Origin of the sequence: uncultured Streptococcus sp. (assembly GCF_963456385.1) — a bacterium.
In the GTDB taxonomy this organism is placed as follows: domain Bacteria; phylum Bacillota; class Bacilli; order Lactobacillales; family Streptococcaceae; genus Streptococcus.
This window is the reverse complement of the sequence record NZ_CAUOLF010000017.1, coordinates 1-21509: the sequence shown is the minus strand read 5'-3', so window position 1 is coordinate 21509 and position 21509 is coordinate 1. Positions and strand designations below refer to the sequence as shown.

Sequence of the window (21509 nt, the reverse complement as noted above, 5' to 3'; positions counted from 1 at the left end):
CAAGCCTTTTATGAAATTTTTAAAGTCACTTTAAATTTTCTAAAGTAGCTAGCATTTATTTGCGAGAAACCATAGCAATAAAGCCCAGTTTTTCCTGATTTTTTTGGAACATCTTAAACATCTTCATAAACTGGCCGTAGTTCTCTTTTTTAAGGGCATTGAAGCAGATTTTCAGAGTGCCGCCCAGTCCTTCGTCATAAATCATACCTCGAAGACTCATCAAGGTCATTTCGCCGACAAAGGTGTCCACACGGTCAAAAGCATGAGAACGTGCCAGCTGAATCCAAGAGCCCTCGGTTAGAGGACCAACATTAACGTTAATCGCACGCGATAGCTCTTCCCGGATATTCTCATCTTTTTGTTTGAGCATGACATCGTGTGTGAGGAGCACTCCACCTGGCTTCAGCACCCGGTAGTACTCATCCATACATTTGGCCTTCCCCTTATCCGTCTGCATGGTCAGCATGGCTTCATTGATAACAATATCAAAAGAATTGTCATCATAAGGCAGCTTCATGGCATTAGCCTGCTCAAATGTGACGAGTTCACTAACACCAGCTTTGTCTCCATTAAGCCGTGCCTGAGCCAGCGCAGCCTTATCCAAATCAACTGCAGTAATCTGGCAGCCATATGTTTTAGCTAGCTCGATTGTTGTGGTCCCCATATTGCAGGCAACCTCTAGAACTTTCTTATCGCTGGAAAACTGCCCCTGCTCAATCAGCCAATCCGTTGCCAGCTTACCACCGGGACGAAGACGTTTCTTTCCTAATTTTGCTAAAAATTTATGACCTGCTTCTGCCATTTCCGAACCTCCATGATTTTTATTGCTTCCATTATAGCATAAAATATTATATTTTCAGATAATTCTTAGAATTCGACAAAAAAACAGACCGAATCGACTGATTCAATCTGTCTTGTATCTTCTTTACAGCCCAAGAAATCCAGCCAGATAGCGCAGCAAGGCCACCAAGACTACGCCAAACACAACAGTTGCAATTAAGTTCTTATACTTAAAAGCCACATAGCTTGTTGGAAAAACGGCTATTAAATCTAGCCATTTAAAACTCGGCAGCTGACCTGTTTTAGCATTGGTGACACTGGATAGGATAAGGGCAAAGATAATGGAAACTGGCAGATATTTGAGGAAACGCTCTACCATGGGCGGAAGCCCCTTGTACTTGACTAGGATAAAGGGCAAAACCCGCGGAATCCAAGTGACCAGGGCTGACAAAAGAATAGCCAGCAAAATATACTTACTTATCATCCAAGATCACCCCCACTGTACAGCCTAGTAAGGTTGCAAAAAGCACCGCTAACGAATTTTGAAGTAGCATGGTTAGGACTAAGTAGGAAAGGCCGACCACACCCAGAACTAAAAAGAGCTTCTTTATCTTGACCCGTCGCAGCATGATTGTAAACTGAGAAGAGAAGATACCGATAAACATGGAGACTAGGGCAAAGTCCAAGCCAAAGCTTTCAGGATTGGGCAGAAGGGCACCGAGAGTTGTTCCCAAAATAGACCCCAAGATCCAAGCAGTATAACCCATAAAATTATTGCCCATCATCCAACGAGCAGCGATTCCCTCTGTATGTGCCCGCTCTCCCATCAAGACTCCGTAAGATTCATCCGTCAAAAAAGAGCCAATGACAATATTCTGAGTCAAGCTAGACTTACGAAAAAGAGTTGATGCATGTAAGCCTAGCAGAAGATTCCGAATATTAATAAGAAAAACAGTCAATGCGATGGCCAAGACAGGCGCCTGCTGAGCAAATAAACCAATCATTGCAAACTGGGCACTGCCCGCATAAACCAGAATACTCATCAGCCCCATCTCCAAGGGATTCATATAAGGCGCCGCCATGATGCCGCAGGCTAAGCCAATCCCAATATAGCCCAGAGCTGTTGGCACTGCTGCTTGTGTCCCTTGTTTAAATGTCTGTCCGCGCATTCTTCTCCTTTACTCCATCGTTTCAAAAGCCAGACTCGGCTTAGCATTCAGGTCCAAACTGGCAAAATTCTTCTTATTCCATTCGCTGACACTGGCATAGGCAATCATACCAGCGTTGTCACCGCAAAGGCGCAGAGGCGGAATGATTACTTTCACATCCTGAATCTCAGCAGCCAAGCGTTCTCTCAGACCTTGATTGGCCGCAACACCGCCCGCCACGACCAGAGTCTTGACTGGATATTTTGCCAGCGCTTTCTTAGTCTTGGCCATGAGAATATCCATGACCGCTGCCTGAAAGCTAGTCGACAAGTCTTGATTAGACAAGACTTCTACTTTTTGCTGGGCATTGTGGTGCAGGTTGATAAAGGCCGACTTGAGACCAGAAAAAGAAAATTCCAGATTGTCCTCCTTAATCATTGCCCGAGGAAAATCATAAATATCCTGTCCCTCATGAGCTAACTGATCAATCTCCCGTCCTGCTGGATAGGTCAGCCCCATAACGCGACCCACCTTGTCATAGGCTTCACCGACTGCATCATCGCGGGTCTCCCCCACAATCTTATAATCACCAGCCTGACTGACATAGACCAGCTCAGTATGGCCGCCGCTGACCAAGAGAGCCAGCAAGGGAAACTCCAAGGGCTCCACGCTCTGGGCCGCCATCAGGTGTCCAGCCATGTGATTGACTGGAATCAGGGGAATATCATGAGCCCAGGCAAAGGACTTGGCCGCTGCCAAGCCGACCAGAAGCGCCCCAACCAGACCAGGACCATAGGTAACGGCCACTGCTGTGACCTGCTCCTCGCTAATCCCTGCTTCTGCCAAAGCCTCCTCAATGCACACCGTAATGACCTCCACATGGTGACGGCTGGCCACTTCCGGTACCACTCCACCAAAACGCTTGTGGCTCTCAATCTGGCTGGCAATGACATTGCTCAAAAGCTCCGTCTCATTCTTCAGAACCGCCACACTGGTCTCGTCACAGGACGTCTCAAAAGCTAAAATATATCTATCTTTCATGGATCTCTCTTTTCATGACAATCGCATCTTCCACCGGCGCATGATAGTAGGCCTTCCGCCGCGCGATTTCTTCAAATTTTTCTTTTTTGTAAAATAGCAGAGCTGGCTTGTTCGATTCCCTCACTTCGAGGAAAATTTCTTTATCTGCTGGCAAAAAGTCAAACAAGGCTGTCGCGATTTTCTGCCCCTGATAACTAGGCAATACAGCAATCTGCAGAACTTCTGCTTCAAAGTCTGTCTCCTGCCAGACTAAAAAGCCGACAAGCTGACTCTCATCTGCTGCTAGTGCACAGCTGTTCACATTCGAGAGCAGGACCTCTTCCAATTGACCCACAGTCCAAGGGCTGACCTCATAAACAGCTAGTAAGAGCTGTTCCAGCTCTTCTGCGAGAGCAGCCGCGTCCACATCCGAGTTAGCGCTCCATTTTCTCAACTCAATCATAGGCGCTGAATGTAAGAATCACTGGATTCCTGATGGGTCTTGAGCCAATTTTCCTCGGCCTCTACCCGCTTGAGGTAGTTAGGGACAAAATCATGAATGGACTGGGCTGGCAGGTCTAAACCGAGACGACCAATAGCTGCCGCATCTGGCAAGGTCGGCTGAATGGTAGCCTGAGGAAGAGCCGTTTTAATCTGCTCCGCAAAAGCTGCTGTTTCTCCGACAAAGGTGACTGGCTGATTAGCAGCGCCAGCCATTTCCAACACCTCTGCCAAAGGCAGATGAGCTTCCGGCTGCACAGGCTGACCAGACTGGTAAAAGCCAGCATAGACATTATTGCGACGGGCATCTACGATGGGAATGACCAAACCTTCCGCCTGCTCTGGGACTAAAGCCAGCAGACTAGACACACCGACCAGCTCAATCTTGAGGGTATGAGCCAGAGTCTTGGCAGTCGCCACCGCAATTCTCAGACCTGTGTAGCTGCCTGGACCCTGAGCAACTACGATACGATCCAAATCTTTTGGCTTCATATCCAGACTATTCATCAGAAAATCAATAGCTGGCATAAGGGTAATGCTATGATTTTTCTTGATATTGAGCGTCACCTGTCCCAAGAGCTCCTTATCCTGCAAAAGTCCCAAGGACAAGGCTTTATTGGACGTATCCATCGCTAAAATGTTCATAAAAATCCTCTCATTCTTCACTGTACCAAAGAGAGCGGCGTTTTAATTTGTCTTCGTAGAAACTATCTACCAAAAATTCCTCTAAAATCTGGCTAAAAGCCTCCAAATTAGGCACTTGCTGCGCCAAGTGTTTTCCAAAAATCGCTTCTTGCTCAGCAATCTTGGGCAGCAAATCCGCTCCAGCAGCAGTCAAGCTCAAGCGAGAACTGCGCTTGTCCTTGCTAGAAATTTCCTTCTTGACCAAGCCTTTTTTAATCAAAGCCTGCACCAAGCGACTAGGGCTTTTTTCCTCACAAATCAGGGATTCCCCCAAGCCCTTGAGAGACAGCGGAGCATGTTCGCCCAAAACGAGCAAGACCTCGCTTTGATTGGGCGTAATTCCCAAAGGCTCTAGCAACTTCCCATATTCTCTCGTCGCTAAGCTCTCTGCACTTCTAAACAAATAGCCAAATCGAATTCCTTCTGCTACCACGCTGCTCTCCTTTCAAAAATCACTTCTATACTATTTTACACTAGATTAGGTAAATTGTTGACAATTTTAGTTAAAAAATATAAAATCTTAAATAGATGATATATCATCTATTTGCAAAAGGAGGAAAAACGGATGACCCCAAACCCTACAAATCAAAAACCAGCTAGAACAATGACCCACGCTTTTGTGACTGGTGCGACCGGTCTTTTAGGAAATAATCTCGTGCGTGCTCTGCTAAAAGAAAACATTCAAGTGACCGCTCTCGTTCGCTCCGAGGAAAAAGCGCGCAAACAATTTGCCGACCTGCCTATCCAGATTGTCAAGGGGGATATTTTAGAGCCCGAAAGCTATCGTGACTATCTAGCAGGCTGCGACAGCCTCTTTCATACCGCTGCTTTTTTCCGCGATAATTATAAAGGCGGCAAGCACTGGCAGGAGCTCTACGACACTAATATTATAGGCACAAATAACCTCCTAGAAGCTGCTTACGAGGCTGGTATCCGCCAATTTGTCCATACTTCCTCCTGTGTCGTACTGGAAGGTGAGGCCAATCAGCTAATCGATGAAAGCATGTCTCGCTCAAAAGATACTCCTTTTGATTACTATCGCAGCAAGATTTTGAGTGAAGAGGCCGTTCGTGATTTCTTGGACAAGCATTCAGATGTTTTCGGTTGCTTCATCTTGCCGAGTGTAATGTTGGGTCCTAGAGACCTTGGTCCGACCTCCAGTGGGCAGCTGATTATCAATTTTGTAGAGCAAAAACTTCCAGGTATCTTAAAGGCTAGCTATAATATGGTGGATGCTAGAGATGTAGCAGATATTCATCTCCGCGCCATGAAATACGGACGCTCAAAGGAGCGCTATCTGGCAGTTGGACGGCAAGTGACCATGACAGAATTGTACCAAATACTGGAAAAAATCACTGGCGTTCCCGCCCCCAAGCGCAAGATCTCCCCTCTTTTCGTCAAAATCTATGCCCAAGCAAGTGAGCTCTACCACCGGCTCACCAAAAAACCAATTTTGGTTACCAATGAGCTCGCTCATCTCATGGCCGAAGAATATCTCAAAAGTAATTTTAGCTTTGCCAAAACCGAGAGCGAGCTAGGCGGACAGCATCGCCCTCTCGAAGAAAGCTTAGCTGACGTGGTAGATTGGTACCGCAAGCACGGCTATTTCGCCAAATAAGCAGCCCTCAAAATCAAGTGACCAAATGTTCATCGCTTGATTTTCCGCACTTCTGAATAAATATCTAAAACGGTCTCCTAAAGATGACATTCTATTCCCGTCCTTTGCAAATTTCTTCTGTATCTATTTTACACTAATTCCCTTAATTGTTGACAATTAATCTTGCAAAATATAAAATAAGAGAATAGATGACATGTCATCTAAATATAATTTAAGGAGAAGAGCCATGCCCCCAAAACACCAAAGCCGAAGTATTCACCACGCCTTCGTTACTGGCGCAACAGGTTTACTAGGAAATAATCTGGTGCGATCCCTTCTAAAAAAAGGAATTCAGGTGACTGCTTTAGTACGCTCTCGACAGAAAGCCTTAGAGCAGTTTGGCAATCTGCCGATCCATTTCATTGAAGGAGATATTTGCCAGCCAGACAGCTATCAAAATCATATGCAAGATTGTGATAGTCTTTTTCACACAGCTGCTTTCTTTCGAGATAGTTTGAAAGGCGGTCAGCACTGGCAAGAACTGTATAATACCAATGTGAAGGGTAGTTTGGAACTTTTTGAAGCCGCTTATAAAGCTGGCATTCGTCAGGCGGTCCATACCTCATCGATTGCAGTTCTCTATGGTGAGCAAAATCAACTGATTGATGAAAGCATGTTACGCAGCAGGAATACAAGCAATGACTACTACCGCAGTAAGATATTAAGCGAAGAGGTTCTCTTAGATTTTTCAAAAAAACATCCTGATTTTTTTGTTAGTTTTGTCCTGCCTGGATTTATGTTTGGCCCAGGCGATATCGGTCCTACCTCTGCGGGACAGTTGATTTTCGACTTCGTTCATAAAAAACTGCCTGGAATCATTCCCGGCAGCTACAGCGTCGTAGATGCCCGAGACGTCGCAGACTGCGAAATCCTAGCTATGCAGTATGGCCGACAAGGAGAACGATATTTAGCAGCTGGTAGGCATATGACGATGGAAGAATTATTGAAGAACCTAGAAGCGGTCAGCGGAGTTGCCGCTCCAACTAGACGGATTCCTCTTTTTCTTCTAAAGATAATTGCTCAATACAATGAACTATATCATCGTCTAACAAAACGTCCTATTCTGTTGAGTAAGGCTGCTGTGACCTCTACTGAAGAGGAATATCTCCGAACACATTTCAATTCTGCAAAATCTCAAAATGAGTTGGGAGCCCATTTCCGTCCCTTTGAAGAAACTCTCAAAGATGTCCTAGCTTGGTACAAAGAGCACGGCTACCTATCATAAGATTAAAAGTATCCAGAACAGGCATTTCAGGAATATGGAATCCGAATGCTTTCAGACTAAATCACTCTTACATTTTCTTATCTCCACCTTTTACTATTCCCTTATTTTATGTTATAATCATTATAATTGTAACGAATCAGGATTAATCTACTACTCAGAATTGAATAAAAGAAAACAGCTAATCAGCTGTTGTTTTCTGCAGGTTAATCATGAAAATATGAAAGGAAATGTAATGATTTACAAAGTTTTTTATCAAGAAACAAAAGAGCGCAGTCCGCGCCGTGAAAAGACACGTGCCCTTTATTTAGATGTCGAAGCAGCTAATGAATTGGAAGGCCGCATTCAGGCTCGTAAGTTAGTCGAAGAAAATACCCCTTACAATATTGAATTTATTGAGCTCTTGTCTGACAAACACCTCGAATACGAAAAAGAGTCAGGCACTTTTGAATTGACGGAGTTCTAACCCATGGCATATACCTTAAAACCCAAAGAAGTTGGCGTTTTTGCGATTGGTGGGTTAGGCGAAATCGGTAAAAACACCTACGGGATTGAATACCAAAATGAAATTATCATCGTAGACGCCGGCATCAAGTTCCCAGAAGACGACCTGCTAGGAATTGACTATGTCATTCCTGACTACTCATATATCGTAGAAAATATTGACCGCGTAAAAGCTGTCCTCATCACCCACGGGCACGAGGATCATATCGGCGGTATTCCTTTCCTGCTCAAGCAAGCCAATGTTCCTATCTATGCTGGTCCTTTGGCCCTGGCCCTCATTCGAGGCAAGCTAGAAGAGCATGGACTGTTGCGCGATGCCAAGCTCTATGAAATCAATCAAAACACAGAGCTGCAGTTCAAGCATCTGAAAGCTACTTTCTTCCGGACAACCCACTCTATTCCAGAGCCTTTGGGAATTGTCATTCATACGCCGCAGGGTAAGATTGTCTGTACCGGTGACTTCAAGTTTGACTTTACACCAGTTGGTGAGCCGGCCGACTTACACCGCATGGCTGCTCTGGGCGAGGAAGGTGTGCTCTGTCTCCTATCTGACTCGACCAATGCTGAAGTTCCAACCTTTACCAATTCCGAAAAAGTTGTCGGGCAATCTATCATGAAGATTATTGAAGGCATTAATGGACGCATTATTTTCGCCTCCTTTGCCTCAAACATCTTCCGGCTCCAGCAGGCAGCAGATGCTGCTGTCAAGACCGGTCGTAAGATTGCGGTCTTTGGCCGCTCCATGGAAAAGGCTATTGTTAACGGGATTGAGCTGGGCTATATCAAGGTTCCTAAAGATACCTTCATCGAGCCAAATGAACTCAAGGACTATCCAGCTAGCGAAGTGCTGATTATGTGTACCGGAAGTCAGGGTGAGCCGATGGCAGCCCTGTCTCGGATTGCCAATGGTACCCACCGTCAAGTTCAGCTGCAGCCTGGAGATACAGTCATCTTCTCATCCAGTCCTATCCCTGGTAATACGACCAGCGTTAACAAGTTGATTAACATCATTTCCGAGGCTGGTGTAGAAGTGATTCACGGCAAGATTAACAACATCCACACCTCTGGGCACGGTGGCCAACAAGAGCAGAAACTCATGCTCCGCTTGATCAAGCCTAAATATTTCATGCCAGTCCATGGTGAATACCGTATGCAGAAAGTCCATGCAGGCCTAGCCGTTGATACTGGAGTACCAAAAGACAATATCTTCATCATGAGCAATGGTGATGTGCTGGCTCTGACAGCTGACTCAGCTCGTATTGCCGGCAGCTTCAACGCTCAAGATATTTATGTTGATGGGAACCGCATTGGTGAAATCGGAGCTGCAGTCCTACGCGACCGTAAAGACCTGTCAGAGGACGGTGTTGTCCTGGCTGTTGCGACGGTTGATTTTGAGTCCAAGATGATTTTAGCCGGTCCAGATATTCTCAGCCGCGGCTTTATCTACATGCGCGAATCAGGAGACCTCATTCGCCAAAGCCAGCGCATCCTCTTCAATGCTATTCGCATTGCACTCAAGAATAAAGATGCCAGCATTCAATCTGTCAGCGGCGCTATCGTCAACGCCTTGCGTCCTTTCCTCTACGAAAGCACCGAGCGTGAACCTATTATTATTCCGATGGTTCTTACACCAGACGAAGACAACTAAAAAATAAGCTTTGCTAGATTTAGCAAAGCTTATTTAGTTATTTAGAACCAAACTTATTATTTCTCATCCAGCTTCTGATAATAACTCCGATTTTCATGATAGCGTTGTTCAAGTATATCATCTATCATTCCATTGTACTCTTTTCGATAATCATGTAGATTTTCTTCTAATTTGTAAAGATAGGGGCTAGCTGATGCATCTGGAACTGCTCGAAAAGCTTCCATCACCTTTTCCATTAATCCATGTGAATGTTGCTCAAACTCCTCCATCCGACTGTCTAGAATCACCTCAGCCCGAAAAAACTGCTTTAATCGTAAATCATGTGCATCGTCTAACTTTTGACGTTCCTTCCTATCCAACATAAAACACTCCTATCACTTGATTGGACTCTGCAGATTTGGAGTCTTTAAAGATGCAAGATAATCTTTAGCAGCATCGCCTGCCGTACCAGAAAATCCCCCCTCAATATTAGTTGAATAAGTAGTAGCATGCTCTTTCATCAAAGTTGCCTGAAGCTTTAAACTTATATTCAACATAGCTCCCATCGCATGAATTTCCATCCTTTTTGCCAATAAAAACGCTCGTATAGCTTCTCGTTCTTGGCTTTTCATTTTTTCTATGTGAGCTTCATTCAAGCGTCGCTCAAAACTCTCATTGAGTACTATCATTACCATGGCGTCCTCCATACATTCTTTGTTTCTTCTAGCAATGCATTGAAACTCTCTGCACTCTGACTATCCACTTTATTAAGTAAAGAAGCTCCTCTAACCAGCGTCACAGATAACTGATCAATACTATTTCTAAAATTTGTTGATTCAGCTTTTGTATCTGTATAAACACCCTCATCCCAAAAATTGTCAATTGTAAAGTCTGACAGCATCTGATCTACTTCTGATCGGCTGAGGTGAGTCGCCATACTATAAACTGTTTCAGTAGCTTGACTAACTGTAGTCTGCAGTTTTTCTTTGGCATCATCTAAAAGTTTTCCTACCCGCATATCGCAATCCTCAACCCCAAAGGAGGCTAGCTGAGCGGCTGTTTGTAATAATTTAGTTTGTAGCTCAATTCTTTTTTCACCAGTAAGTTTACTATTTGAAAGCTGATTTTTGTAATCAGCGATGGCCTTTTTATCCCACTCTATGGATTCCTTACGTGCCTCACTAATAATCCTTCCATACTCTTCTACGAACTGACGACTTTCTATTGCTAATTCGGAACTTTCCAAAGCAGTCATGGTGGGTGACACTATCATCTGAGTCAACTTCGTCACCATAGTTAGAGCAACATTGTCAGAATATCCTTTTGAACGCAGAGAATTCAGAAATTTTTGTTCTAACCGCGCTAGCTTTTCCCCCGCTTTTAGTAGCTCAGGATGGAAATCTTTTGAGGCAACCAGATAATTCCCAGAGGTATCCATCTGCATCACGCCAAAATCATGAGAGCTTTCATCCATCTTAAAAAAAGCAGTATAATGCAAAGGAACAACAACGCGGGCAGTTCCAAGTGGCTTTTCGAGTGGTTCTTGATTTGGGTTCTCCAGATTATAAATTGTATTTTCACGATTGAGCATACTCACGATGTCAAAGGGATTAAGATAATAGGTGATACGTGCATTTAACTCGTCGTAAACCTCCTTAGATACATTCATATTTTTTAAACTTTTCCTTGTATCCGGTCCATCAAGAAGAACAACTTGACCAATGGTTTTAAGCTCTTCCACACTTAAACCTGCCAAGCCTTGGACAGAAACCATAGTACCTAAGGAATGAGCTGCAACATCCATTTTTACATTATCAGGTGCTTTTTCCTTTATCTCCTTAATCCGTTCCCTCATAGCAACCGTTGCTAACTTGGCTTGAGGTATATGAGAGTGGTTGAAGGCAAAGTTGGCGTCATTATCAACCCAGTCATTCCAAGTCTCTAGCCTCATACCATCACTACCTCGAATAGCCATGTAGGCTTTGGTTGTCTTAGAACCCAACTCTTCTGAATCCGTCAGAAAATACGAGTTAAAACCAGCCTTTTCGTCTGTCATCAAGCCTTTTTGATAGCTATTAGTAATATATGTTCCTTCTACTGTATGCAAATCTGGATCAGGATGCAGATAAACCTTGCCCTCATGAACCAAATCTTTCCCACCGCCAATAACTTCCCTTTCAACTTCAACTTCAGCTCCGGTTACTGGATCTTTTTCTGTTTGTTTATATTTTTTGTTTTTAGAAAAATCAAACAGAATAGAATCTCCAGAATCTAGCTTTTTTCTTTGGTCTTTTGTTAAACTATCATAAGGAAATACAACTGGTCTACCATGGTAAGATGATTGCGCTAAATCAGCATAAAAATTATCAAAAGACTTTAAATTACTATTACTCAAATTCTTCGCCTCCAACACTTAAATAATTTACCAATGTCATGGCACGTATATTGAATTCTCCCTCAGGTACATCTATCATGACATGCCAACCAGAATTTTCAATATTATTAAACGTTCCATAAACATCAATAATATCTCCCGCGCCTTGGGGAGTACCATTTCCGACTTGATTCCATTGTGTTTCTGCCCAATCAATTTGCACTGAGTCAATTTTAGGATTTTGCGACTTGACAAAATTTTTTATTTCATCTTGGTGCTTCTTCAAATAATCTAGCTGTTTATCTTTTGAAGTTCGCAAATTAGCTTTGCCATCTGAAAACAAATTCCCTTGACTGAACATATATAGACTTCCTCCTCCAATAAAAAGGGCGATTAATACCAACCAAATCATTTTATGCTTCTTCATTTTCTTCCTCCTAGACAGTAGAAGTTACATATATTATAACACAGAGTTACATAAAACGACGCGTTAAATCTACATAAAAATTATCAAAGGATTTCAAATCGCTATTACTCAAAAATCCTACCTCCTACATATAAATCATTTGCTAAAGACATTGAATTTGGAACTACCTCATTATCTTTTACTAAAAAGGTGACATTCCAAGAAGAATCCTCAATATGATTGAATCTCCCATATACATTAACAATTTCTCCAGCGCCCCATGGTGTTCCGTTGCCTACTTTTTCCCAGTTTGTCTGGTTCCAATCCACTTGAACAGATTCAATCTTAGGATTTTGCGACTTGACAAAATTTTTTATTTCATCTTGGTGCTTTTTCAAATAATCCAGCTGCTTTTCTTTTGTGATTCGCAAACCAGCTTTACTATCTAAAAACAAATTCCCCTGGCTAAACATATATAAATTTCCTCCTCCAATAACAAGGACAATAAATAGCAACCAAATGATTTTATGTTTCTTCATTTTCTTCCTCCTAGACAATAGAAGTTACATATTATAACACCAAATCACATAAAAAGACGTGTAAAATCTGTATAGAAATTATCCAAGGATTTGAACCGCTCTCACTCAAAAATCTCTCCTCCTGCTCGTATCGGACTACCTTGCATGATAGAATCGATATCCGCTTTCCCATTTTCTACATCAACTAAAACACTCCAACTCGAGTCTTCGATATGGTTAAATCCTCCAAAAATTCTTATCACTTCTCCTCCTCCCCATGGAGTACCATTGCCTACTTCTTCCCAGTTTGTCTGGTTCCAATCCACCTGAACAGATTCAATCTTAGGATTTTGTGACTTTACAAAATATTTGATTTCTTCCTCATGCTTTTTCAATTCATCCAACTGCTTTTCCTTTATCTTTTGCAAATCTGGCTTTTTGGTTATAATTTTATTTAAGCTCTCCTGATTTCCAAGGAAAAAAGCTCCACCTATGATTCCTATAGTTACTAAAGCTAGGGCTATTCTTTTCTGCTTTTTCATTTCCTATTCCTTTTGACAGTCATTACCAATATTATAGCATAAAAAACAGAAGCCAAATTGGCTTCCGTCTATTTGAGAATGGCTTCGTTTAATCGCTTGATAAAATGATATTTGGTAATGCACTTTTGCGGAACATCTGTTAGACTGGCGTAGATTTCATAGCCTTGCTTGATGTAAAAATCCCTGGCCTGATAAGATTTAGTGGACAAGGTAATGCTAGTTACTCCAACTTCTGCAGCCTTTTCTTCTAATTCTGCCAAAAGACTTGCTCCCAATCCTCTTTTCTGATGTTCTTTATCCACCACCAAAGCCTTGACATGAATATTTTCCAACACCTGTTGGGCATGGAGCAAGGCAATTAACTGGCCATCTTCCTCCCGCCTTAAATAATAATCTTGAGGTTCAAGTTTTTCAAGCATATCTGGACCAAAATAGGCTTCATATTGCTCATCAAAAACACGCTTAATAAAATCATGAAATTTTTCCATCTTTCTCCTCCACGAAAAAGCAGGGGATATGCCAATCCTCCTGCTCTAAGTTTAGTATAAATCGAGATAATTATCTACTTCCCATTGAGAAACAAAGGTTGCATAGCTAGCCCACTCGATACGCTTAGCTTCTAAGAAGCTCGTATAGATATGCTCGCCAAGTGCTGCTTTCACAACTTCGTCTTCTGTCAAGGCCTTCAAGGCATTGTGAAGAGTTGATGGCAGGTCTGTAATTCCTGCTTCCTTACGTTCCTCTGGAGTCATGATGTAGATATTCTCTTCGATTGGAGCTGGAGCTTCGATTTTATTTTCAACACCGTGCAGTCCAACTTCCAAGAGAACAGCCATAGCAATATATGGATTGGCCATCGGGTCAACGGAGCGCAACTCCAAGCGAGTACCCATACCACGAGAAGCCGGCACGCGCACCAATGGTGAACGATTGCGTCCTGCCCAAGCAATATAAACTGGTGCTTCATAGCCAGGAACCAGACGTTTATATGAGTTGACCGTTGGATTCATGATAGCTGTGTAGTTATAAGCATGGTTAATCAAACCACCCAAGAAATGGTAGGCTGTTTCTGACAGCTGCATACCTTTTGGATCTTCTGGATCGAAGAAGGCATTATTGCCGTCTTGATCAAAGAGGGACATGTTACAGTGCATACCAGATCCCGCAATGCCAAACTTAGGCTTAGCCATAAAGGTCGCATAAAGGCCGTGCTTACGAGCAATAGTTTTCACAACCAGCTTAAAAATCTGAATCTTGTCACAAGCCCGGAGCACTTCGTCATACTTAAAGTCAATCTCGTGCTGGCCGACTGCGACCTCATGGTGGCTAGCTTCTACTTCAAAGCCCATCTTGGTCAGGACATTGACGATTTCCCGACGGGTATTGTCTGCCAAGTCTGTCGGCGCCAAGTCAAAATAACCGCCCTTGTCATTTACTTCCAGCGTCGGATCGCCATTTTCATCCAGCTTAAAGAGAAAAAACTCTGGCTCTGGTCCGAGATTAAAGGACTTGAATCCCAGCTCTTCCATATGTTTGAGGGCGCGCTTGAGGTTACTGCGAGGATCCCCTAGAAACGGTACATGATCTGTCGTGTAAACATCACAAATCAGACCCGCTACACTGCCGTTTTCATCTCCCCAGGGAAAGACTGTCCAAGTATCCAGATCAGGGTAAAGATACATATCTGATTCATTGATACGGACAAAACCTTCAATGGAAGAACCATCAAACATGGCTTTATTGGATAAGACCTTGTCAAGCTGTTCATCCGTGGCAGGAATTTCCACATTCTTCATAGTCCCTAAAATATCAGAGAACATAAGACGAATAAAGGTAACATTTTTCTCTTTTACTTCGCGACGGATATCAGCTGCTGTAATAGACATTAAATTTCTCCTTGTAATTCAAACAAAATAGCTATGGTCGACGCATCTGACCAAAAGTTGGCAGAGAAGAAGCAAAACGACCTTGCTGCAAGATGTCATGATGCAGAGCACGGCGGACATCTTTTTCACTAATGGTCTTGTGGGACTTGGCTTCACGCTCAGCATATTTCCTCTTAATTGCAGCGATATTATAACCTTCCGAAATATAATCTTTAATTTCTAAAAGACGGTCCATATCATTCAAAGAATACATCCGACGATTGCCCTCATTCCGAGCAGGGGTAATCAGATTCTGGTCTTCATAATAACGGATCTGACGGGCAGATAGGTCCGTCAGTTTCATAACACTGCCGATGGGAAAGACTGCCATGTTTCGGCGAAACTCTTTTTCCTTCATTCAAATTCCTCTCTACGCACTATTATAGGCTGAAATCAATCTTATGTCAAGAAATAATGTCAGATTTTCTTACACAGATTTTATTTTTCCTTTTCAAAGATGGCTCGCAGCCGATCTATATCAGAATTTACCAGAATTGCAACAAAGACTCCCATGAAGGTTTCAAAGATTCTGGCAAAGACATACAAGATGGTATCTTCCGGCCGAATGGATAGCGTAATAATCAGCATAGCAGATACTCCGCCAATGACTCCCGCCTTGTTGTTCATGGCGACATTGGTCATGATTGTCAGCATGGTACAGACCGGCACCAAAAGGAGGGTGACCCAATACTGCTCCTTAAAGACACTATTGACAATGAAAAATAGCAGAGCGTAAAAACCACCGATGCTGTTTCCCAAGATTCGCGATGTTCCGAAGTGGACACTCTTATCAAAATCCTCACGAAGACTAAAGACTGCCGTCAAAGCACCGATTTGCAGGCCTTTCCAACCAAAAAGCCCAAAGAGCAGTAGGATGATGAAAACAGCTAGACCGGTTTTAAAGGTACGCATGCCCAGACGAAATTTCGATTTATCAAACTTGTACTTATTGAAATAACTCATTAGTCTCCTTCCAGGAAATCCTCCCTCTCTTCATTTTAACATATTTCGTCTCAAAAAAACTCTTTCTGCTCAGGACTTTTCCCGCACAAAGAAAAAGCCCTATCAGCTAGCGCATCAAGAGCTATTGACTATTTAAAAGCTGAGACATTTTTTATCCCAGCCTATTTTCATAATCTTTAGTTTGGATAGATATAGGTAACGCCACCCATAAATTCATTTGGGTTAAAGTAGCCACGATAGTTGTTAATCTGCTTTTGGCGATTGTAGTTTGCTTCCAAGACTTGGATAGAGCTGTCGCTTTGCACATCTGTCACATAAGCAACATGTCCGTATTCACCGCCATCCCAAACTGCAATAGCCCCTGCTACTGGGACATTTCCTGTTGCATAACCCTGAGCACCAGCATTGATTGCCCAAGTATTAGCATTGCCCCACCAGTTGCTTGCCCAAGGAGCCATTTCTTTCACGCCCCAAGTACATTGGCCGATTGGGTAAGAATTGCCATAGTCAGTTGGTGTATTTAAGACAACATCTTCAGTATCAGATACCAAAGCAGCATCGCTTGTCGCTTCATAAGCTGGAGCGCTGTAAGGATTGTATGTCTGAGCCAAAGCAGTGCCATTTACTTGCAACACATCTCCTGGGTTAATCGTATCAAAAATTGTCTTTCCATTATTGGCAGCAAGTTCGTAAGGATTCATTCCATTGGCGCTAGCAATGGCAAAAAAAGAGTCCCCTTGCTGGACAATGTAAGAATCTGCATTGACAGCTTGAGCGCCGATTGTCGCCAAAAAAGCTGTAGAAGTTAAACCAAGAGTTGCTTTAGCAAATGCTTTTTTCATAACTGTTTTTCTCCGTATATATATAATTTGATGATAAAAAAATCATACCCTATTTACATGTCAGTTTTTTTAGAATTATGTTTTTGTCATGTTACAAATGATTTATTGTTATGCTACATTAGATTTAGCAATATTTTTAAAGATAAAAAGGCTAGGGATTCCCTAGCCTCATCTATTATCAGTCTTCTTTACCTTTCAATTTTCCTAGACCTAAAGCAGCAATAATGGCTGCTAAACCTAGATATGGCAAATAGACTGCATCTTTGGCTCCCGTTTCTGGCAGAAGAGAAACAGGAATCTTTTTAGCCACTGGAGTTGGATTGGCTCTTCTTGGATCGTTTACATCCGAAACAAGCAGATGCTGTGCCTTAGGAGTGACTGTTGTAACTGTATTTGAAGCATAGACCACACGATTGACGGTATTGATGTAGGTATTTTCAAAAGTACCCGCAGCAATCCGCTTCATCTGTAGATAGGTTTCAGTCTGAAAAGCTGAATCCAGAGAAATAGTCTCTAAGAATTCTTCTTTGAAACGAATAGAAATCAAGCCTTTCTCAAGATCAATATTCGCAGCTGTATACTCAGCCAAATCTGTACCAGCCTTTATCACCTTACCATCTTTGAGCGTGATGTCTACTTTGGCAAAGGTTTTGTAAGCACCCGTGTACTCATCGCCTCGTTGATCATAATCATCCACAAAACTATAGTCCGTCAAATCTTCAGAATGATTAGCTGGGATTAAACCTCCGATGAGACGATAGTTAAAATGCCGTCCCAAAGTCAGTTCCTTGCCATCCAAGTTCTCTGCACTTGCTGGATCAAGACTCAATGTAATATCTTTTTCAGGACTGATTTTAGGAACATTGTTCACGACTACGTCTGTCGCATAACCATTTCCAAAGTCAATTTGATAAGCCCGGTTCTCGAATTTACCGCCTGTGCGACCCATTCCTTCTTTGACTGCCATAGGGCTTTTTATGGTCAAAGACTTACCTGTTACGACATATTGATCGTAAAATGCTTGGGCATCGTCTGCTGCAAAGAGTTGGAAAGAACCTTTAACAGTGATATTGGCCTTTTGAAGGAGCTCTCGAACTGCTGCAGGGGATGTTTCAAGGCTCTCGTAGTGGGTCACTGTCACACCTGCCACAGCTTTGCCATCCGCATCTACTAGCTTGACTAATTCTGGACGAAGTTCAAGTGCTTCTTCCGGATAGTCATCTACATAGTAGAAACCTTTTTGAATCGTGCTCTTAGATGACTTGTCACCCTTATACTGATCCAAATCCCAAGTCAGCTCGTAGTAATTGGTCGAACCAGCCAAGACTTCCTTACCATCAATCACCAATCCTGCCTTATTTTTATTGACCTTGGTTGGCTTGATGTAATTATTGCTAGGATTGTCTGAATCGTCTGGCTTGCCTGGCGTGGTGACACGTACAACATTTGAGCGGACACCATAGGCATCATTGACTGTCAGGGTGAAATTATTAGTATAGGTTGCGCCATCATTGAGTACTCGGCCAACCACTGTTGGAAAGAGCGTAGCAACCTCTTTGGTCCTATCAGCGTTATAAGTAGCTAAGGTTGCTGCAGTTGCCTTGAATGTTACTGTGTGACCAGCCTTATCATAGCTGACTTCAAAACCTGCACTAGCAGCTTTTGTTGCTTCTAAGTCAACTTCATAACCACTTGGCAGTGGATCAGCAATGACAAATGAAGTCGTCTCACTGCGTCCAGCTGGAAGAGCTTCTGTCTTTAGAGCAAACTGAACGACGGACTGCTTAGCCACCAGAGTCTTATCAATATTGGTGCCTTGGTCATTTTGAATCTCTTTATGAATCTGCGGTTGAGATTGCAAGAGATGATAATGATAATGCACAGTCGGAGCTACGGGCGCTGCTGGCTCTTTTTGATAAACAGGCTCTGCTGGTGAGGTTGGCAGCGGGCTATAAGTTGGTTCTACCGGCTTATTAGGCTCCGGTGTATCTGGTGTAGGAGTTGGCGCTTCCGGCTCCTTCTCATAAGTCGGTGCTGCCGGAGGTGTTGGAAGAACCTTCGGTGTTGGTGTAGTTGGAGCTGGATCCAAAGGCTTAAGCGCTTCTTCGCTTGGCACTGCAGGAGCTGTAGGAGCTACGGGCGCTTCCGGTTCTTCTACTGTGATGATTGGCAGATCATTCGCTCGAACATCACCATTAATCGCAAACCAAATATTTGGTTTCTTAGGAGCTAGTTTGTCAGCCCTACGTGGATCAGTAGCCTCTGGCTGGCCTAACACTTCAGAAGAGGAAATCGTTCCAATCGTCATGCTGTTGGTTGTACCAGAAATTTCCACCGCTCCTGCCCCATACCATGAGTTAGGAGCATCTGTAGTGTCCCAGCCTGAGTCTGGCTGAGCATTCTTATACATGGTGAAGCGAGATCCGCCAACTCCTTTTTTGAAGTTTTCAGACTCAGTCGCATAGATTTGACCGTTCTTTTCACCAACTGATGAACCCGAAATCTTGTTGAAAGTTCCTGTATAATCTTTGGCCATTTCGATAGAGTTAGCTTCACGGTTGAGGGAAGCCACGGACATCAAAGCCTGGTCAAAATTAATAGGTTGGCCTTTGTCATCATAAAAGACAAATTCCGTCTTCACAAAGAGAGAGGTTGCATCTTCAAAATTTCCTGTATAAGCTGAAGCAAAAACTCCCATGGTTGGATCTTTAAAAACACCTAACCAAGCCTTATCATTGCGGAATTGTGAGCTTGGATCAAGAGTATAGGTATAGACGATTTTAGAAACTTTTTTCCCTCGATAATAAGTTCCCTGAAGATTTGTATAGGTTGCTGTTGCAGACTGACCGCGGCTCAGCAAAACAGAAGACCATTCAGTCGGCCCTTTACCGCTTGTTACGTTAGAACTGTAGCCTGCATACTTGCCAACTGTACCAAAGATTTCCTGCTGATTGGTCTGATAGTTAGCATTTTGAATATCTGTTACTTTGAAGTTATCCAACTGGAAGAGTTTCTTAGAAAACTCTGCAGTATTCTTCACAGCGGCTTCCATGCCAGCATAGCTGACAAACTCACCAGTTGTAGTCAGTGACAGATCAGCATTAGGTTCTGATTTGAAAACCAGACTTTGTGCAATTGGACGGCTCAAATGACCGTCTTCAGTCTTCTTTGTTTCTGCGATAGCCAGACCAGCCTTAATCTGGGCCTGTTCAGCATCATATTTAGCCTTATCTTGCTGATATTTGGCTAATTTTTTGTTATAGACAGCCAAATCTGCATTATACTGGGCCAACTGGGCTTGATAGTTTGCTTGGGCTTGAGCATTACGCTTCTTGATTTCTTCATTTTCAGCTGCTACAGTGGCATTCTTAGTTTGGTTCTCCGCTAACTTTTGCTCATATTCTTTTTGAGCTGCCGCATTTTCAGCTTCAATTTGAGCCTTTTTAGCTTCATAAGCTGCTAAATCTGCTTCATATTGAGCTTTTTTATCTTGATTTTCCTTTTGGATACGGGCCAATTCAGCATCATAGGCCGCTTTAGCCACTTGGTAAGCCACCGCATTATCTGCATTGGTCTTTTGAATCGTTGCTAAATCTGTTTTGTATTTACTAAGGGCCGCTTCATAATCTGCTTTCAGCTGAGCATTTTCTGCTGTGATCCGAGCTACTTCTGCTTGATGAGCAGCCAAATCTTTAGCGTATTGTTCCGCTGTCGCTTTGTTTTCTGCTGTAATCCGAGCTACTTCCGCCTCGTAGGCTGATACTTTTTCTTTGTACTCCTTGACCTTGGCATCAATCTCGGTTACCTGCGCTTGATAATCTGCTGCAATCTCCGCTTTTTTGTCTGCTGTTTCTTGAGCAGTCTGGGCTACTCCTTTGTCAACAGCTGGGTCTTTGACCACTGTCAGCCCAGCTTCTTGAGCCTTTTTGACTCTTTCATCTAAACCAGCTGTTGGAACAGTCACTGTCACACCGCCATCTGCCTGACTTGCTCGCGCCTGACTCTCTTTAGATGCCTGACTGGCTGGTCCTTGAGCTTGAGGCAGATTGGTCGCTGCATTTCCAGTGCCCACCATTTCAATATTGACAGGACTATTGGTATCAGATACCACTTCATCTGCTCTTACTTGCATCGTTGACGTTAAAAAAGCCGCACCTAGAACAGCACCGCATAAAGTTTTAACAGCCTTGTTTTTCCTAAAAGCAAAAACTTCTTTTTCCATTTTTCTCCTCCCTCTGCCAACTTTTACAGTCAGCAGTTTTCCCATGCCCTCAGAACATCAAAAAGCAATGGAAACCTCCAATCGGAAGTTTCTTTCTCATTTTGATCCTCTTTAAGCATCAGAATATATATGTATCTTAATCCTAACAAGTTTTGCCTCGTTTTGCAAGCATTTTTTGCTCCTTTTATTTACCTTAGAATAAATTTGGACATTTATCCATATATTGCCTATTTTTATCTTTTTTTGCTCTATCTTTCTTTAAATGAACAATAAGAATACAAGAAAAAGACCAGCTTTCACTAGTCTTTCCTTATTACAGTTTTGTACTTGTTATCTACAAAATCAAAGTTTCTAAGCTTACTGCTTATTTTTCAGTCAGTGCTGCAAGTCCTGGCAATACTTTACCTTCAAGGAGTTCCATTGATGCACCACCACCAGTAGAAATCCATGAGAACTTGTCTGCACGGCCAAGGTTGATGGCTGCGGCAGCTGAGTCACCACCACCGATGATTGATTTTACACCTGGTTGTTTCACGATAGCATCCATGACACCGATTGTACCAGCTTGGAAGTC

General features: G+C 42.9%; 24 protein-coding genes. 4 read left to right on the top strand and 20 right to left on the bottom strand.

The features are described 5' to 3' along the window. Positions 1 to 55: 55 nt before the first annotated feature. The 7 genes from RP262_RS07885 to RP262_RS07855 form a co-directional block, all read right to left on the bottom strand. Positions 56 to 802, bottom strand: coding sequence for a class I SAM-dependent methyltransferase (locus RP262_RS07885; protein ID WP_311154783.1), 747 nt, complete (start codon positions 800 to 802; stop codon positions 56 to 58). A gap of 123 nt (positions 803 to 925) precedes the next feature. Continuing rightward, the gene (locus RP262_RS07880; RefSeq protein ID WP_125390078.1) at positions 926 to 1264 is read right to left on the bottom strand and encodes an AzlD domain-containing protein; all 339 of its coding nucleotides are present in this window, start codon (positions 1262 to 1264) and stop codon (positions 926 to 928) included. After that, on the bottom strand, positions 1254 to 1949 hold the full coding sequence (locus tag RP262_RS07875; RefSeq protein WP_311154782.1) for an AzlC family ABC transporter permease: 696 nt from the start codon (positions 1947 to 1949) through the stop codon (positions 1254 to 1256). Before RP262_RS07875 ends, RP262_RS07880 begins: the two co-directional genes overlap by 11 nt. Before the next feature lie 9 nt (positions 1950 to 1958). Then, the gene (gene tsaD, locus RP262_RS07870; protein ID WP_311154781.1) at positions 1959 to 2969 is read right to left on the bottom strand and encodes a tRNA (adenosine(37)-N6)-threonylcarbamoyltransferase complex transferase subunit TsaD; all 1011 of its coding nucleotides are present in this window, start codon (positions 2967 to 2969) and stop codon (positions 1959 to 1961) included. After that, complete coding sequence (gene rimI / locus RP262_RS07865; RefSeq protein WP_311154780.1) at positions 2959 to 3411, bottom strand: ribosomal protein S18-alanine N-acetyltransferase; 453 nt, start codon at positions 3409 to 3411, stop codon at positions 2959 to 2961. Before rimI ends, tsaD begins: the two co-directional genes overlap by 11 nt. Then, complete coding sequence (gene tsaB, locus RP262_RS07860; RefSeq protein WP_311154779.1) at positions 3408 to 4094, bottom strand: tRNA (adenosine(37)-N6)-threonylcarbamoyltransferase complex dimerization subunit type 1 TsaB; 687 nt, start codon at positions 4092 to 4094, stop codon at positions 3408 to 3410. Before tsaB ends, rimI begins: the two co-directional genes overlap by 4 nt. Before the next feature lie 10 nt (positions 4095 to 4104). Continuing rightward, on the bottom strand, positions 4105 to 4566 hold the full coding sequence (locus tag RP262_RS07855; RefSeq protein WP_002929093.1) for a MarR family winged helix-turn-helix transcriptional regulator: 462 nt from the start codon (positions 4564 to 4566) through the stop codon (positions 4105 to 4107). A 132-nt stretch (positions 4567 to 4698) separates the two neighbouring features. Between RP262_RS07855 and RP262_RS07850 the strand changes: the two genes are divergently transcribed. The 4 genes from RP262_RS07850 (at position 4699) to rnjA (ending at position 9164) form a co-directional block, all read left to right on the top strand. After that, positions 4699 to 5751, top strand: a complete 1053-nt coding sequence (locus RP262_RS07850; protein WP_002903702.1) for an SDR family oxidoreductase — start codon at positions 4699 to 4701, stop codon at positions 5749 to 5751. 226 nt (positions 5752 to 5977) lie between these two features. Next, positions 5978 to 7015, top strand: a complete 1038-nt coding sequence (locus RP262_RS07845) for an SDR family oxidoreductase (RefSeq protein WP_002929091.1) — start codon at positions 5978 to 5980, stop codon at positions 7013 to 7015. Between the two features lie 232 nt (positions 7016 to 7247). Further along, complete coding sequence (locus tag RP262_RS07840; RefSeq protein WP_032906349.1) at positions 7248 to 7478, top strand: DNA-dependent RNA polymerase subunit epsilon; 231 nt, start codon at positions 7248 to 7250, stop codon at positions 7476 to 7478. A 3-nt stretch (positions 7479 to 7481) separates the two neighbouring features. Further along, positions 7482 to 9164, top strand: a complete 1683-nt coding sequence (rnjA, locus tag RP262_RS07835) for a ribonuclease J1 (RefSeq protein WP_002926870.1) — start codon at positions 7482 to 7484, stop codon at positions 9162 to 9164. Positions 9165 to 9220: 56 nt separating this feature from the next. Here rnjA and RP262_RS07830 read toward each other — a convergent pair whose 3' ends face one another. From RP262_RS07830 to pgk, 13 genes are all read right to left on the bottom strand, one after another. Next, positions 9221 to 9526 carry a hypothetical protein gene (locus RP262_RS07830; RefSeq protein WP_002926872.1) on the bottom strand — a complete coding sequence of 102 codons (306 nt, stop codon included), beginning with the start codon at positions 9524 to 9526 and terminating at the stop codon, positions 9221 to 9223. A gap of 12 nt (positions 9527 to 9538) precedes the next feature. Then, entirely contained in the window at positions 9539 to 9838 is a 300-nt protein-coding gene (locus RP262_RS07825) for a hypothetical protein (RefSeq protein ID WP_023916796.1), read from the bottom strand. Next, a complete protein-coding gene (locus RP262_RS07820; protein WP_399553057.1) occupies positions 9832 to 11538 on the bottom strand; it encodes a DUF2974 domain-containing protein in 1707 nt (568 codons plus the stop codon). Before RP262_RS07820 ends, RP262_RS07825 begins: the two co-directional genes overlap by 7 nt. Continuing rightward, entirely contained in the window at positions 11531 to 11944 is a 414-nt protein-coding gene (locus RP262_RS07815) for a hypothetical protein (RefSeq protein ID WP_002926876.1), read from the bottom strand. Before RP262_RS07815 ends, RP262_RS07820 begins: the two co-directional genes overlap by 8 nt. 104 nt (positions 11945 to 12048) lie before the next feature. After that, positions 12049 to 12462: a hypothetical protein gene (locus RP262_RS07810; protein WP_002926877.1), complete on the bottom strand. Its 414-nt coding sequence runs from the start codon at positions 12460 to 12462 to the stop codon at positions 12049 to 12051. Between the two features lie 101 nt (positions 12463 to 12563). Then, entirely contained in the window at positions 12564 to 12983 is a 420-nt protein-coding gene (locus tag RP262_RS07805; protein WP_002926879.1) for a hypothetical protein, read from the bottom strand. 68 nt (positions 12984 to 13051) lie between these two features. Further along, entirely contained in the window at positions 13052 to 13471 is a 420-nt protein-coding gene (locus RP262_RS07800; protein WP_311154777.1) for a GNAT family N-acetyltransferase, read from the bottom strand. A 51-nt stretch (positions 13472 to 13522) separates the two neighbouring features. Continuing rightward, a complete protein-coding gene (gene glnA, locus RP262_RS07795; protein ID WP_002896640.1) occupies positions 13523 to 14869 on the bottom strand; it encodes a type I glutamate--ammonia ligase in 1347 nt (448 codons plus the stop codon). A 31-nt stretch (positions 14870 to 14900) separates the two neighbouring features. Further along, positions 14901 to 15266 (bottom strand): MerR family transcriptional regulator, encoded by a 366-nt coding sequence (locus RP262_RS07790; RefSeq protein ID WP_002898467.1) that lies wholly within the window; start codon positions 15264 to 15266, stop codon positions 14901 to 14903. 80 nt (positions 15267 to 15346) lie between these two features. Next, positions 15347 to 15871, bottom strand: a complete 525-nt coding sequence (locus RP262_RS07785; protein ID WP_002926896.1) for an aromatic acid exporter family protein — start codon at positions 15869 to 15871, stop codon at positions 15347 to 15349. Positions 15872 to 16047: 176 nt separating this feature from the next. Continuing rightward, the gene (locus tag RP262_RS07780; protein ID WP_311154776.1) at positions 16048 to 16713 is read right to left on the bottom strand and encodes a CHAP domain-containing protein; all 666 of its coding nucleotides are present in this window, start codon (positions 16711 to 16713) and stop codon (positions 16048 to 16050) included. A gap of 178 nt (positions 16714 to 16891) precedes the next feature. Further along, complete coding sequence (locus tag RP262_RS07775; protein WP_311154775.1) at positions 16892 to 20980, bottom strand: antigen I/II family LPXTG-anchored adhesin; 4089 nt, start codon at positions 20978 to 20980, stop codon at positions 16892 to 16894. A gap of 319 nt (positions 20981 to 21299) precedes the next feature. Further along, the coding region (gene pgk / locus RP262_RS07770; protein WP_017284923.1) for a phosphoglycerate kinase at positions 21300 to 21509 on the bottom strand (210 nt) is incomplete at its 5' end.

What these genes read in the sequence shown, in the direction of transcription:
- RP262_RS07885 (WP_311154783.1), bottom strand. Translation starts at nt 802, where the DNA reads ATGGCAGAAGCAGGTCATAAATTTTTAGCAAAATTAGGAAAGAAACGT.
- RP262_RS07880 (WP_125390078.1), bottom strand. Translation starts at nt 1,264, where the DNA reads ATGATAAGTAAGTATATTTTGCTGGCTATTCTTTTGTCAGCCCTGGTC.
- RP262_RS07875 (WP_311154782.1), bottom strand. Translation starts at nt 1,949, where the DNA reads ATGCGCGGACAGACATTTAAACAAGGGACACAAGCAGCAGTGCCAACA.
- tsaD (WP_311154781.1), bottom strand. Translation starts at nt 2,969, where the DNA reads ATGAAAGATAGATATATTTTAGCTTTTGAGACGTCCTGTGACGAGACC.
- rimI (WP_311154780.1), bottom strand. Translation starts at nt 3,411, where the DNA reads ATGATTGAGTTGAGAAAATGGAGCGCTAACTCGGATGTGGACGCGGCT.
- tsaB (WP_311154779.1), bottom strand. Translation starts at nt 4,094, where the DNA reads ATGAACATTTTAGCGATGGATACGTCCAATAAAGCCTTGTCCTTGGGA.
- RP262_RS07850 (WP_002903702.1), top strand. Translation starts at nt 4,699, where the DNA reads ATGACCCCAAACCCTACAAATCAAAAACCAGCTAGAACAATGACCCAC.
- RP262_RS07845 (WP_002929091.1), top strand. Translation starts at nt 5,978, where the DNA reads ATGCCCCCAAAACACCAAAGCCGAAGTATTCACCACGCCTTCGTTACT.
- RP262_RS07840 (WP_032906349.1), top strand. Translation starts at nt 7,248, where the DNA reads ATGATTTACAAAGTTTTTTATCAAGAAACAAAAGAGCGCAGTCCGCGC.
- rnjA (WP_002926870.1), top strand. Translation starts at nt 7,482, where the DNA reads ATGGCATATACCTTAAAACCCAAAGAAGTTGGCGTTTTTGCGATTGGT.
- RP262_RS07830 (WP_002926872.1), bottom strand. Translation starts at nt 9,526, where the DNA reads ATGTTGGATAGGAAGGAACGTCAAAAGTTAGACGATGCACATGATTTA.
- RP262_RS07825 (WP_023916796.1), bottom strand. Translation starts at nt 9,838, where the DNA reads ATGGTAATGATAGTACTCAATGAGAGTTTTGAGCGACGCTTGAATGAA.
- RP262_RS07815 (WP_002926876.1), bottom strand. Translation starts at nt 11,944, where the DNA reads ATGAAGAAGCATAAAATGATTTGGTTGGTATTAATCGCCCTTTTTATT.
- RP262_RS07810 (WP_002926877.1), bottom strand. Translation starts at nt 12,462, where the DNA reads ATGAAGAAACATAAAATCATTTGGTTGCTATTTATTGTCCTTGTTATT.
- RP262_RS07805 (WP_002926879.1), bottom strand. Translation starts at nt 12,983, where the DNA reads ATGAAAAAGCAGAAAAGAATAGCCCTAGCTTTAGTAACTATAGGAATC.
- RP262_RS07800 (WP_311154777.1), bottom strand. Translation starts at nt 13,471, where the DNA reads ATGGAAAAATTTCATGATTTTATTAAGCGTGTTTTTGATGAGCAATAT.
- glnA (WP_002896640.1), bottom strand. Translation starts at nt 14,869, where the DNA reads ATGTCTATTACAGCAGCTGATATCCGTCGCGAAGTAAAAGAGAAAAAT.
- RP262_RS07790 (WP_002898467.1), bottom strand. Translation starts at nt 15,266, where the DNA reads ATGAAGGAAAAAGAGTTTCGCCGAAACATGGCAGTCTTTCCCATCGGC.
- RP262_RS07785 (WP_002926896.1), bottom strand. Translation starts at nt 15,871, where the DNA reads ATGAGTTATTTCAATAAGTACAAGTTTGATAAATCGAAATTTCGTCTG.
- RP262_RS07780 (WP_311154776.1), bottom strand. Translation starts at nt 16,713, where the DNA reads ATGAAAAAAGCATTTGCTAAAGCAACTCTTGGTTTAACTTCTACAGCT.
- RP262_RS07775 (WP_311154775.1), bottom strand. Translation starts at nt 20,980, where the DNA reads ATGGGAAAACTGCTGACTGTAAAAGTTGGCAGAGGGAGGAGAAAAATG.